This window comes from Sporosarcina gallistercoris (assembly GCF_050459885.1).
Taxonomy (GTDB): Bacteria; Bacillota; Bacilli; order Bacillales_A; family Planococcaceae; genus Sporosarcina; species Sporosarcina gallistercoris_A.
Genome location: NZ_JBCMNO010000018.1, coordinates 65,640 through 78,690 on the forward strand (window position 1 = coordinate 65,640; position 13,051 = coordinate 78,690).

General features: G+C 43.1%; 16 protein-coding genes. 2 read left to right on the plus strand and 14 right to left on the minus strand.

From position 1 onward, the window contains the following. Window positions 1–24: 24 nt before the first annotated feature. From deoD to ABE021_RS10995, 7 genes are all read right to left on the minus strand, one after another. Window positions 25–729: a purine-nucleoside phosphorylase gene (gene deoD / locus ABE021_RS10965; protein WP_430288697.1), complete on the minus strand. Its 705-nt coding sequence runs from the start codon at window positions 727–729 to the stop codon at window positions 25–27. Window positions 730–810: 81 nt separating this feature from the next. Further along, window positions 811–1,032, minus strand: coding sequence for a YozE family protein (locus ABE021_RS10970; RefSeq protein ID WP_430288699.1), 222 nt, complete (start codon window positions 1,030–1,032; stop codon window positions 811–813). A gap of 16 nt (window positions 1,033–1,048) precedes the next feature. After that, window positions 1,049–1,471, minus strand: coding sequence for a peptide-methionine (R)-S-oxide reductase MsrB (gene msrB, locus ABE021_RS10975; RefSeq protein ID WP_430288700.1), 423 nt, complete (start codon window positions 1,469–1,471; stop codon window positions 1,049–1,051). Between the two features lie 2 nt (window positions 1,472–1,473). Beyond that, window positions 1,474–1,998 (minus strand): peptide-methionine (S)-S-oxide reductase MsrA, encoded by a 525-nt coding sequence (msrA, locus tag ABE021_RS10980; RefSeq protein WP_430288936.1) that lies wholly within the window; start codon window positions 1,996–1,998, stop codon window positions 1,474–1,476. Window positions 1,999–2,010: 12 nt separating this feature from the next. Beyond that, window positions 2,011–2,589, minus strand: coding sequence for a YpmS family protein (locus tag ABE021_RS10985; protein WP_430288702.1), 579 nt, complete (start codon window positions 2,587–2,589; stop codon window positions 2,011–2,013). Window positions 2,590–2,600: 11 nt separating this feature from the next. Beyond that, complete coding sequence (locus tag ABE021_RS10990; protein ID WP_430288703.1) at window positions 2,601–3,419, minus strand: SGNH/GDSL hydrolase family protein; 819 nt, start codon at window positions 3,417–3,419, stop codon at window positions 2,601–2,603. A 61-nt stretch (window positions 3,420–3,480) separates the two neighbouring features. Next, window positions 3,481–4,320, minus strand: coding sequence for a DegV family protein (locus tag ABE021_RS10995; RefSeq protein ID WP_430288704.1), 840 nt, complete (start codon window positions 4,318–4,320; stop codon window positions 3,481–3,483). 73 nt (window positions 4,321–4,393) lie between these two features. Between ABE021_RS10995 and trhA the strand changes: the two genes are divergently transcribed. Then, a complete protein-coding gene (gene trhA / locus ABE021_RS11000; protein ID WP_430288706.1) occupies window positions 4,394–5,029 on the plus strand; it encodes a PAQR family membrane homeostasis protein TrhA in 636 nt (211 codons plus the stop codon). A gap of 32 nt (window positions 5,030–5,061) precedes the next feature. Here trhA and ABE021_RS11005 read toward each other — a convergent pair whose 3' ends face one another. The 5 genes from ABE021_RS11005 to ABE021_RS11025 all read right to left on the minus strand — a co-directional run bounded on the left by ABE021_RS11005 (window position 5,062) and on the right by ABE021_RS11025 (window position 8,697). After that, window positions 5,062–5,550, minus strand: coding sequence for a dihydrofolate reductase (locus ABE021_RS11005; RefSeq protein ID WP_430288707.1), 489 nt, complete (start codon window positions 5,548–5,550; stop codon window positions 5,062–5,064). 16 nt (window positions 5,551–5,566) lie between these two features. Next, complete coding sequence (locus ABE021_RS11010; RefSeq protein WP_430288709.1) at window positions 5,567–6,523, minus strand: thymidylate synthase; 957 nt, start codon at window positions 6,521–6,523, stop codon at window positions 5,567–5,569. Between the two features lie 97 nt (window positions 6,524–6,620). Then, window positions 6,621–7,217, minus strand: coding sequence for a YpjP family protein (locus ABE021_RS11015; protein WP_430288710.1), 597 nt, complete (start codon window positions 7,215–7,217; stop codon window positions 6,621–6,623). A gap of 263 nt (window positions 7,218–7,480) precedes the next feature. Beyond that, on the minus strand, window positions 7,481–8,263 hold the full coding sequence (locus tag ABE021_RS11020) for a class I SAM-dependent methyltransferase (RefSeq protein WP_430288712.1): 783 nt from the start codon (window positions 8,261–8,263) through the stop codon (window positions 7,481–7,483). Then, window positions 8,260–8,697, minus strand: coding sequence for a BrxA/BrxB family bacilliredoxin (locus tag ABE021_RS11025; protein WP_430288713.1), 438 nt, complete (start codon window positions 8,695–8,697; stop codon window positions 8,260–8,262). Before ABE021_RS11025 ends, ABE021_RS11020 begins: the two co-directional genes overlap by 4 nt. Before the next feature lie 160 nt (window positions 8,698–8,857). Between ABE021_RS11025 and ABE021_RS11030 the strand changes: the two genes are divergently transcribed. Next, window positions 8,858–9,511 (plus strand): hypothetical protein, encoded by a 654-nt coding sequence (locus ABE021_RS11030; RefSeq protein WP_430288715.1) that lies wholly within the window; start codon window positions 8,858–8,860, stop codon window positions 9,509–9,511. A gap of 320 nt (window positions 9,512–9,831) precedes the next feature. Here ABE021_RS11030 and ABE021_RS11035 read toward each other — a convergent pair whose 3' ends face one another. After that, a complete protein-coding gene (locus ABE021_RS11035; protein ID WP_430288717.1) occupies window positions 9,832–10,959 on the minus strand; it encodes a virulence factor in 1,128 nt (375 codons plus the stop codon). Between the two features lie 15 nt (window positions 10,960–10,974). Then, window positions 10,975–12,873, minus strand: coding sequence for an ABC-F family ATP-binding cassette domain-containing protein (locus ABE021_RS11040; protein ID WP_430288718.1), 1,899 nt, complete (start codon window positions 12,871–12,873; stop codon window positions 10,975–10,977). Between the last annotated feature and the right edge of the window lie 178 nt (window positions 12,874–13,051).

The following is a 13,051-nucleotide window of genomic DNA, read 5'->3' on the forward strand; positions in this document are numbered from 1 at the left end:
AACTGGCTTGCGGCCCCATTTGGATTATTCCTGAATAGCAGCTTCTAGAGCGACTTCAATCATCTCATTGAACGTTGTTTGACGTTCTTCAGAAGTTGTCGCTTCACCTGTCAGAATATGATCGCTTACTGTAAGAACTGAAAGTGCTTGACAACCATGCTTTGCAGCAAGGGTATATAATGCAGCAGTTTCCATTTCAACAGCTAGAACTCCGTAAGAAGCAAGCTTTTCGTGTTCCGCATGCTCATTGTAGAAGAAGTCTTCCGTGAAGACATTTCCTACTTGAAGGTGTAAACCTTTCTCTTTTCCTGCATTATATGCTTTCAAAAGCAAGTCGAAGTCTGCAGTTGGTGCATAATCCACACCATTGAAGAACGTGCGGTTAATAGGTGAATTTGTCGTAGCACTTTGTGCAAGGATGACGTCACGTACTTTCACGTCTTTTTGAATAGCTCCACAAGTTCCGACGCGGATCAGTTTCTTCACACCAAATTCTTGCATCAGTTCTGTCGTATAGATTGAGATGGATGGAACTCCCATGCCAGTTCCTTGTACAGAAATGCGCTTTCCTTTGTAAGTTCCCGTGTAGCCGAACATATTACGGACTTCGTTGTATTGGACGACATCTTCCAGGAATGTTTCTGCAATATACTTCGCACGAAGGGGATCTCCAGGAAGCAGGATCGTATCGGCGACATCGCCTTTTTTCGCATTAATATGTATACTCATCTCTACATAGCACCTCTTTTTTCATTTTCTGTACCCATCATACAGTTAAACAGGCGGTATTGCAACGGTTCTACCGCCCATTTAAAGGAATCGGTCTTCGAAATGCCGATACAGTTCATCAAACAGAACTGAGGGCATTTGTGAATCGGCTTTCTCTTCAATATACCGTGATAGCGCATCGAACGATCGTTCATATCTCGGAAAACTTTGATCATTGAACATAGTCTCTGCAAATTCTGAATAAGGATCGTTCTTTTCGCCACCGCGATAGGCTAATACAAATTGATAAAAAGAGCGGTCCATCCGCGGACCCCCTTTCTTATTGGAATTGAGGTTTGTAGTCGCTCAGACCTTCTTCATCGAACTTTTCAACAGGTACAAATCGAAGCGCCGCTGAGTTAATGCAATACCGTGTTCCTGCTTCGCCAGGACCATCTGGGAAGACATGTCCTAAGTGTGAGTCAGCTGTTTTGCTGCGTACTTCCGTTCTGCGCATTCCATGTGCTGTGTCGGAGTGCTCAGTCACTTCTTCTTTTTGAATAGGTTTTGTAAAACTTGGCCATCCGCATCCAGCATCATATTTGTCTTTTGAACTGAAAAGCGGCTCCCCTGAAACAATATCGACATAAATACCTTCTTCAAAGTGGTTGTCAAACTCATTTCGGAATGGCGGTTCAGTTCCTTGTTCTTGTGTGACATGATATTGCATTTCGGTCAATCGACTTTTTAAATCCTCTTTCATGATCACTCACTCCAGTTCTCTGTTTTGAATCGTTCTCTGCCCGAACCTACTGAATAGCGTGTGTAATGTTCGGGATTTTTCTTATAATAATCTTGATGGCCCTCTTCTGCCAAATAAAAAGGTTTCGCCGGTAAAATGTCGGTTGCAATGGACTTAGTGAATTTCCCGGATTGTTCAAGTTCCAGTTTAGATTTCTCCGCTTCACGGTGTTGTTCCTCGGAATGATAAAAAATCGCGGTTTGGTAAGATTCCCCTCTATCAAAAAATTGTCCTCCACGATCGGTAGGATCGATTTGACGCCAAAAAATATTCAAAAGATCCCGGTATGAAATGATTTCGTCGTCAAATTCAATTTGAACAGCTTCCCGATGTCCTGTAGTTTCTGAACAGACTAACTCATAGGAGGGGTTCGGTATATCTCCGCCTGTATAGCCGGAGACCACTGAGTATACCCCCTCATATTTGTCAAAAGGCTTCACCATACACCAAAAACAACCGCCTGCAAACGTTGCATACTGTTTCATGATGGATATCACTCCTTATTTTTTGAGGATGGATACTTCGAGTAGGATTTCATCCTTTTCCAGATTGAACGATTTTGCACGTACCGATACATCTTTTGACACTGGCACTTTCGAAAGGTCAATGAAAAGCTCTTCCTCGTTCGGGCGGACGATCATCCAAGAAGGCAACTTCACCGAATCCCGTAATACTTTCAGGACAGTTGCAGGCGGTATGTTCAATTGTCCCAGTTCCATGGAAGACTGTTTTAAAATCAAGTTCCCATCCTTACGTACAATGGGATCGAAATGCATGATGACTGGAAGTGTAAACGAAAAGACAGTGAGCTCGGAGTAGAGAATCACGTCATCTTTCACCTTCATTTGAACAGGAAGTTTCTCACCTTTCATAGCTTCGCGAATATAAGTATTCGCGATTCCTTCAAAATCACTCTTAGTTGTCCGTACTGTAAGAATATTGGCGTCACCATCTTCAATCACTTCTGATTTAGGTAACGGCTCTGAAGTTCCTGTAGATCCTATTAAAAAGAGGACCCCTGCAAATCCTGCTGCTATTAATCCTGATAATGTGAAAAACGCGATTTTCCATCGGTTCAAGCGATCATCTCCTACCTGTCCATTTCCCCTTGGAGGAATTCTTGTAAACCCCATTCTTCCAAGTATTCAATATAACGTTGTTCCATTAATGTGTACCCCTGAGCATTCGGATGAAAAAAGTCCGTATGGTAAACAATATTCGTATTTTCTTCAAACAAGTCAGCTACCGGTATAAAGCAGCTGTTTCCGTCCAATTCAACTCTCGTTTCAATTACTGAATTCCAATCAGCGATGATATCTTCGAATTCTTTTACTTCATCCGTAATGAGGAGGATTGGATTATAAAGTCCAGACATAACTATCGGTGCGTCTGGATTGAGAGCTCGAATGGTTCCGAAAATCTTATCCAATCGTTTTTCGTAACTTTTGAGCTCGCTATAAAAAGGTTTTGTTTTCAATTTGAATAAATTGGCTTTCAATACTTTCATAATATCATTTCCACCAATAGTTATGAAAATCACGTCCGCATCTTGAATGGACGATTGAATGTCACTTTCTTCAAGTTGTTTGGCGAGCTGGTCACTTCGACGACCACGTTTTGCCAAGTTCTCCGTTTCTACGTAAGAGATCCCTTCCCATTCAGTCAGGTCTGAAGCTACCCGTTCAAAATAACCGCCCTTTTTTTCCTCATCTCCGACACCTTGTGTCAACGAATCTCCCAATCCTACAACATGTAAAGATTTCGGCAAAAAGTTGATTGGAATTTCCCAATTGGAAAACTCTATGTCTCGTCTTTCGGTAAAAGGTTCTGCATTATTTCTGAACACCTGATCACATCCTGTCAGTACCAATGAGAAGGCAAGTAAAATTATCCATGCTCTTCTTCTCATTTTGAAATTTCCTCTTTTCCTTTAAATTATCCACCATCCCACTTCCGAATGAGTCATCTCCTCATTCGGTGTAATACATGAAACCGATCGCGCCTGCACCAGTATGAGTACTGACGACAGGAGAAGTGAATGAAAACCTTATATCCGTGAAACCACTCTCTTCAATCAAGCGTTTCAATGGATCTGCCATCGCTAAACCTTGCGCGTGGGAAATCCCTACTCCTTTCACTATTTTCCCGGCTGTATCTTCTTTAAACGATTCGTAAAGTTGAGCGGCAACTTGCTTATGACTTCTCGCTTTGCCGACCGGCGTATAGACACCGTCTTGAAGGGAAGCGATTGGCTTAATGTTAAGCAATGATCCGATCATCGCCTTACCTTTTCCGATTCGTCCACCTTTCACAAGATTATCCAACTTATCAACGACGACAAAAAGCATGGTCTTTGCCCGTACTTCGTTCAAATGTTGTACAATTTCAGCCATTGACTTCCCTTGTTGAGCCAATTTAGCCGCTTCGATCACTTGAAAAGATAATGCGTGCGAAATGTAACGTGAATCGATAACCGTAACAGGTGTATCTGTCATCTCTGCAGCTGCCTCCGCCGATTTCACAGTTCCGCTCATTCCGCCTGTCATATGAATCGAAATCACTTCACTGCCATCTTTACCGAGTTCATTGTACAATTCGGTAAAAGCACCGGAGGAAGGTTGGGAGCTTTTTGGCAATTCATCCGCTGCTGCCATCTTATCTAAAAATTCCAGTGGTTGAATATCGATTTGGTCCTGATAGATATCTCCGTCAATATGGATCGATAATGGGATTACCCGGATTCCATATTCACTGATTTCTTCTTTTGTAAGGTCTGCCGTGGAGTCTGTTACGACTTTGATTTTGCTCATTTGATTCTCTCCTCTGTCAGTGGAAACTATGTTTCTATTTTAGTATAATGTACGAAAAGGAGGCTTTTCGACAATGGAAGGCGCGTTCGATTATAAAACTCGTAAAGAGGAACGATGGAATGCCATAACACATGGCATCGGAGTACTTTTAAGTATACCGGCTCTCGTGTTCCTGATCTTAAAAGGGATTCAGCAAGGGAATACACTTGCGCTGGTCAGTTATATCATTTTTGGTGTATCCATGATTTTGTTGTACACCATGAGTACACTTCTCCATAGTTTACCGGAGAATTTCAAGAAACTCTTTTCAATCTTTGATCACTCAGCGATCTACTTTTTAATTGCAGGTACCTATACCCCATTAGTCTTGCTTGCAATCGGCGGAGCATTCGGATGGACACTTTTCAGTATCGTGTGGGGGCTCGCAATATTCGGTACGCTTTTTAAAGTGTTCTTCATCCATCGGTTCGAGACAGTGTCTCTCCTCCTGTATATCGTGATGGGGTGGCTAATTATTATCGCGATAAAACCATTATACGAGACACTCACTGGAACTGGTATTGCTTTGCTCGTAGCGGGCGGAATGTTGTATACGCTCGGTGCTTTAGTGTATGCATGGCGCAGTCTCCCATACAACCATGCGATTTGGCATCTGTTTGTTTTAGCAGGGAGTGCATGCATGTATTTTAGTGTTTTGTTCTTTGTATAGCTAAGGAAGGCAGCCAAAGACGGCTGCCTTTTTTATGCGGCTGTTTCGCGTTCATAAATGTGATAGGCATACGAAAGCCCGTCTTCTGTCCGATGATCTTTCGATTCTGAGATGAGTTTCCACCCGACGTTGTATGGCGGGAAGAACGTATCCCCTTTATATGTACGACGGATGATGGTCGTGTAAAGTCGATCCGCGAAAGGCATTGCCATCTCAAAAATTTGAGCGCCGCCAATTACCATTACTTCATCAGCATAGCTTTCTGCCCGTGCAATCGCTTCTTCTAACGAATGGACGATTAGGACTCCTTCAGCTTTGTACTCCCGGTCACGCGTAAGTATGATATTCAGCCGTCCAGGCAACGGTCTACCGATCGATTCGAACGTTTTTCTGCCCATAATGATGCCTTTCCCCATCGTTTTTTCTTTGAAATACTTCAATTCCTCCGGGATATGCCAAGGCATTTTGTTGTCTGCTCCAATCACACGATTTTCGTCATGCGCTGCTAATAATGAAATCATTATGTCCCTCCTTTTTTTAAACAGCAATCGGTGCTTTGATTTTAGGATGTGGATTATAATTAGTCAGGACAATATCAGATGTTGTGAGGTCAAAAATGGACTTCCCTTCCATGTTGACACGAATTGTCGGTAGCTCCCTAGGTTCCCTGCTCAACTGCTCTTTTACTTGATTCACATGGTTCGAATAAATATGAGCATCTCCTAATGTGTGGATCAATTCTCCTGGAATCAGGCCTGTTTCCAATGCGATTAAATGAATCAGCAATGCGTACGATGCAATGTTAAAAGGCACGCCGATGAATATATCAGCACTACGCTGATAGAGTTGGCAAGACAGTTTACCATCTGCTACATAGAATTGGAATAACGCATGGCAAGGCGGTAGAGCCATCTCTTCCATTTCCGTAGGATTCCAAGCGGTAACGATATGTCTTCTCGAATCAGGATTATTTTTCAACCCCTCAATCAGTTGAGCGATTTGGTCAATCGGCTTTTGCCCCGATTCCCCTGTGCCTGTCCCCCAGCTACGCCATTGCTTTCCATAAACCGGACCCAGATCTCCATAGGAATCTGCAAACGAGGGTTCTTCCAGGATCCTTTTTTTAAAGGAATCCATTTCAGCTTCATATTGAACACGGAATTCCTCATCCACTGGGGCGCGTCTTCCGAAGTCCGACATATCGGGTCCCGTATACTCTTCACTTGTGACCCATTTTTCAAACGCCCATTCATCCCATATCGGGTTTTTTTCTTCCACTAAAGAGCGGACATTGGTATCCCCTTTTAAAAACCAAAGAAGTTCTGATACGATTAAACGGAACGCGGTCTTTTTAGTTGTCATTAACGGGAATCCTTTTTGAAGATCGTAACGCATCTGATAACCGAATACACTGAGTGTGCCGGTGCCAGTGCGATCCCCTTTTTGAATGCCTGTGTCCAGTACATGCTGGCAAAGATCTAAATATTGTTTCATAATACAGCCCTCCTGTTACTCTCTCGTCTTACTATACCAAGTGAAGGATACCTATTACAAATTCCAAGAAGTCAACAAAAAACCACCAAACCAGCTGTCAGGACAGCCACTTCGGTGGTGTGTTTTTTGACCAGTAGACATCTCCTAATGGGTGGTGTGTTTGATAATCGTCTTCAGGGAGATGGTAATGGAAGTTAAAGAAATATCCATCTTGTGGTCGCTTCTCAGTTCTCACATGGAAAAGCAGCAAATTTTTGTCCGCGTCCAAATCTTTTATGTTAAAGATTTTTTCCGCTGTGCCGCCAGATGGGTGTTCCGAGATGGCTAATTTACGATTCATTTGCACATGGTCGCCAATTTTTTCACGAATGACTTGCTCGATCTGAGGAAAAATCACTTCGTCGAATTCATCTTCAATAATCGGTCCGATTTTCGAACCGAACTTTGTGAAGGCAAGTGTGTGTGCACCACTGATAAGGTCCTCTTCAGTTAGATAGTCTTCAGGATTTTCCGGCGTAGTAAAATATCGATCGTCGAAATGCACAGCATACTTCGTTGTATGCTGAGGATGTTCAGTTTCTTTTACATCTTCTTTCTCATGGAGCGTTGACCAGATTTCATGAGAAGGAGAAATGACACCGAATGTCACGAATGCGACTGATATGATCATCAGTTGCTGCAACCATTTTTTCATATCCCATCACCTACATTTATGTATTTTAAAACAAGCGCTTTCTGAAGAGTACGAAAAATAACCGAAAAGGTTCCCTCTTTTCTAATTTCATTGTACAATAAACTTTAGAGTACGTGTATGTTTTTTTAAGGAGGTTACTCAGATGGATGTTCAATTAATCGCCGGAATCGGCATGCTGGTATTCGTCCTATACTTAAGCTCACTCAATTTCACGCATTGATCCACAAAACGCCAACCGGTTTCTTTCGAGACCGATTGGCGTTTCATTTTTCTATATATCCGAAATGGAATTTCGTATTCGGTCTTTTAATCCGCGTAAAATCAAACTGTTCAAATACCGTATCCTTAAAATGTGCTTTCACAACAACTCGTTTGCCAGCTACACGTATTGCCTCGGCTACCCAATCTTCGGTCAGCCCCCCTTGCACCCCAACTTGTTTTAACGGCGCAAAGCTGGTGGACTCAGCGATCGTTTGTGTGAACATGGGGTCTACATAGACAACATCCCATGAATGATCCGGTATCTTGGATAAGACTGAGATCGCTGTACCCTGCATTACAGAAATTCTCCGCATCGAGTCTTGCAGTTCTTGGAATTTCGGTTCGAATTGTGCTAATCCTGCCGCGGTAATGAACGCAACATCCGGATCTGCTTCTATCCCTTTAACTTCACCTGAAACTCCCACTGCAAATGATGCCACGATACAATCTGTCGCTAAACCAAGCGTACAATCCAAAAAGGAGTTTCCAGGAGCGAGCTGACACGCTTCTATGAGTGGATCCGTTTCCCCTTTCATCAACCGCTTCAAACGAAATGCAGCTGTATCAGGATGAAAGAAGAAAGGCTCACACATGGACCGCCTATATAATTCGTATCGCTCCTTACCCGCTATTAGGACATCACTCTCATACGTCGCCATTAGGGCTTCCACTGAACGTTTGCTGCGCGGAATCACTTCATAGCCAAGTGCTTGCTTCGCAGCGGATGCACGAGCTTGTGAAAACGCATCCGGTCGTCCAGCGGTGGAAATCACTACCCGGTTCACGAAACAGTGACTTGGTTAAGAGCGCCTGTCAAATGGTCTCTCACTTGCTCCATTTCATATCCTTCGATCTGTTCACGAGGTATGAAGTAAGCAAGTTCGCCATTCTTTACAATTGCAATGGATGGTGAACTTGGAGGGACTTCCGGAAAATAATTCCGCATTTTGGCAGTTGCTTCTTTTTCTTGTCCCGCAAATACAGTGAATAAATGGTCCGGTTGCTGATTGGCTTGGCTCAATGCTTCACGTACCGCAGGTCTCGCCAGGCCGGCTGCACATCCACAAACCGAATTGATGACAACTAAAGCGGTTCCTTTGTGCATTTCCATCGCAGATGTAACATCTTCTTCCGTCAGCAACTCAGTAAACCCGCTAGCAACCAACTCTTGACGCATTGGCTGAACAATTCCTTGCATGTATTCTTCATACGCATTCATAGTAAATAGCCTCCTTCAAGTTCTTTGGTGATTTTGTCAATCACCGCTCGTTTCCATTCTACATCGAAAGCACCCGAAAGAAAACGAACTTCATCTGAAACCGGAAACGCAGCAAGCTGTGATACACTACATAGAGACTTTACACGCAAGGAGAATTTTAATGGATATTAAACACAAACAACTCAATGCTTATTATTACAACCGCTTCGCTCAAAGGAATTTTGATGAAAAAGATGTTCTTGGCTTTTTATCCGCAGCAGGTGCACATCCTCAATTTGAAGTGCTGTTTGCATTAACGGAACTTGTAACAACACGGAATACGAATGCTGACTCTGTCAAAGCTTATTTTAATCGTGCACATGACGTCATTAGTCGTCTTGGCTCTGGCGGTCCGAAGGAAAAAATCGAGGTGCTTTTTTCTTTCAAGGAAATTAGAAATGGCATCAACCATTATTTCACAGAAAACGGATTCGGCAAGTTGGAAATCGGTGCAATCAGTGATATACTGCTATGCTGCATTTCCTTGCTACAAGGTATAACGATTCAAGCCGGAAAAAACCAGCGTATAGTCGGTAATCTATGCTTCGGAGCGTCTCATAAGGAACTCCTGCTAATGGGGACGATTAAAACAATGGTTCGAGGACGCTCCGTCCCCGTCACCTTCCCGATACTTGCTGTTAAAAACGACTATGAAAACGTTCAAAAGCAAGATGATGCGGATAGTCCTTACCTTTTCGAAACCACCATTGCAGAAATCGTCACAGATGAAGGTAAGCTTATTGTCACATTTCCTGAAATACCATCCGAATCATAAAAAACGAAGTCAGACTGTAGACAAAAGGGTTGGGAATCGCTATGATTACCAACCCTTTTGGTTTTGCCTGGGTAAATTTGCAAGGGGCAAGAGCCGTTGATCTCAGTTCCGGGCGGAAATCAACTTTTCATTGTTAAAGAATAAAGACTGTAGGCAACCCCCATGATTTCTGGAGTTTATCTACAGTCTGAAATGTCTGCTGAATTTCCATCAGCAGACACTTTTTTTCTAGTTATACGTCGGTTGTCCTGTAATCAGGTTATCAAGTTCAACGATTCAATTGATGAGAAACTTCGTGATATCCTACTATAAGCTTAACTTCACTTCGTAGCGCTTCGCAATTCCGTCATTTGTTTCCATATGGAACCTTTTGCATCTTCTCCGCCATCAATCCGTTCAATTGCCATCTGGATTTGTAATTTCACTTCAAATTCAGAGTCTTCAGCAGCTTGACGAAGAGCAGGCAGCGATTCTTCTGTTCCGGTTTCGTATAAAAACATGGCTGCACGCCACCGTACAAGTTTGTTCTTGTCCTTTAAAATCACCCTCGCTGCAGGTTCAAATTCAGGGAATCCTAAATCACTCATGCAGTCTCCTGCGGTACGGCGTACTGCCCAGCTTTTGTCTTGTAATGCTTTCTCAATATACGGCACAACCTCTAACGATTCGATCATCCCTAGGTATACTGCAGCTAGCCGTCTGATCGACATTTTTTCATCCGACAATGCACAATCGAGCAATGGTAAATCTTCTACAGTTGGATCCGCCATCTGGTCGAGTAATCGGAATCGTGTCTCCCACTCTTCCGTTTCAAAGTCAGCTAACGAAACTTTTTTGCGTTCAAGGCTACCTTGAGAATCCCCTTGGAGTGAGCTGGCCACAATTGCAGTCAGCCGTTCCTCAGGATAAGCGGCTTCGACTTCTTTTACAATGGTTTCACCGATTTCCTCTTTACTGCCATAGCGGATTCCATAATCAGCCCATTTCCGAAGCAGGATATAATTCTCAACTTCAGCACTGTGGACTTGCTCCATAGCTGCAAGGAATCGTTCACTTAACGCAAACCGCTGTTCACTCTCGCTATCGAATACTTTGACTTGAAGGGGGATCTCCTTATAAGTTTGGACATGGACATAGACTTCCCCAAAAGACTCGGCTGCTGCGGACTCGACTTCAGTCTGCACGGTATTCCCTTCGTTGAATACCTGGCGAACCTCCGCTAGAATTGTTTCCCATTGGACATTACCTGCACGTTCGATCGCCATGAAATTCATGACGTGATAAATTCCTTTGATCCCTGTTATTTTCAATAATTGAGCAACAGGTTCTGGCGCTGAGGACGCGTCTTCTTTTTTATAATTGTGTGTTTCCAACATCGGGAGCTCCGTATCAAGCACAATCTTCATCGAATTCGGGCTCGGTGTCGGTTCGATCGATACAATATTCATCACTTGGTACCTCCTTTAAGTTCCCATCAATTCTTCCAAAAAAGTCCATCTCTCTATTAGGTGTTCGTATCGTTCATTCAGCGCATCCAGTTTCTTCGTCAGATCATTCAACTTATCATAATCTGCACCGCACGTACTCATTTCTGTTTCCGTGGTAAGGATAGCTGCTTCGGTTTCTTCAATTTCTTTTTCAATGGTTTCCCATTCGCGTTTTTCTTTATATGTCGCTTTCTTTTTAACAGATACTTCCGTGATGTATTCAGCTGGTTTCTCTTCGGCGTCATCCTGCTCAGAAACTTGTTTCGAAGCTTCTTTGAAACGAGCGCTCTCTAGGTAATCGGTGTAGGACATGAATACCGTGTCTATATTCCCTTTCCCATCAAGCACCCAAAGCTTAGTCGACGTCCGGTCCAAGAAAAATCTGTCGTGGGAGATCGTCAGGACGACTCCCGGGAAAGTATCTATGAACGTTTCAAGGACGGACAGCGTTTCCAAGTCCAAGTCATTTGTCGGCTCGTCCAACAATAAGACGTTCGGTTGCTCCATAAGAAGCTTCAGTAAGTAGAGACGCTTCCGTTCACCACCAGAAAGTTTGCCGATAGGTGTGCCATGCGCGGATGTCGGGAATAAAAAGCGTTCCAGCATTTGAGAAGCAGAAATCCGGTTGCCTTCACCATCTTCAATGTCATTGGAAGTTTCCCGGATATATTCAATAATGCGTTGTTTTTTATTCATTTCCGGTAAATGCTGTTTGAAATATGCGATTTTAACCGTTGTTCCCCGTTCGATGAATCCTTCGTCAGGCTCCAATAATCCGTCAAACATATTGACCAACGTGGTTTTCCCCGCACCATTGGGACCTACAATTGCGATACGGTCCCCCGATTGCAGGAGAGCAGAAAACTTACGAATGACAATTTTACCGTTAAACGATTTGGAAACATCTTTTGCTTCCAGTACTTTTTTTCCTAAACGGGAAGTTTTAAGTCCTGCGTCCATCTCTTCTTTCGATGTGCTGCTTTTCACTTGCTGTTCAAGTTCTTCAAAACGCCCTATCCGTGCTTTTTGCTTTGTAGATCGCGCCTTCGCACCGCGCCGTATCCACTTCAATTCGGATCGATAACGGTTTTTAAGCTTATCTTCCGTTGCTGCGTTCATTTCCTCGCGAAGCGCTTTAGCCTCGATGTAATCACCGTAGTTGCCTTTATGGGCATAAAGTGTCTTATCAGCGAGTTCGAAAATGGAAGTCGCGATTGCATCCAAGAAATACCGATCGTGAGTCACAAATAACACGGCGCCTGATAAATTTTTTACATAGTCTTGCAGCCAGGTAATGGAGGCGACATCCAAATGGTTGGTTGGTTCGTCGAGCAATAAAAGATCTGCGGGTTCAATGAGAGTTTTGGCAAGCATAACCCGTTTGTGTTGTCCGCCAGATAGTTCACCCAGTTTTTTGTCGTATGTTTCAATTCCGAGTTTCGAAAGAATCATTCTTGCTTGTGTATTAATATCCCATGCATTTTGCTCATCCATCTGTGTTTGGTAATTAGCAAAACGCGATTGGTTCTCTACAGAGTCAGGATTTTCAGTGAGCGCCTGCAACGCATGCTCATAGTTTAAATTCAGTTTGATAATCGCAGCTTCGCTTTGAAATACCGCCTCCATCACCGTTAAGGATGGATCGACTTGAGGATCTTGCGGTAAATATGCGATTCGATAATTATTAGGATGATCTATGGAAATCGTATCAGCATCTTCAATACCAGCTACTATCGAAAGTAATGTCGACTTTCCCGTTCCATTAATGCCAAGTAGGCCAGTTTTTTCTCCAGATGTAATGGTGAGATCTATGGCGTGAAATAAGGTCTTCTCGCCAACCGTTTTTGTTAGATTTTCAATGATCATTTGACTCATGACAACACTTCCTTCTATAACCTGCTATTTGTATAATACCTTATATTCATCCTTAATTGTAGGGATAGCATATTTGTGCGAGTGTAACATCTGATTTTTTTGGAAGAAAATCCGCATTGAGATAGTTGCCCCGCCCTTAAGTTATCTAAGAATAACTTATCAAACCAATTCAATCTAT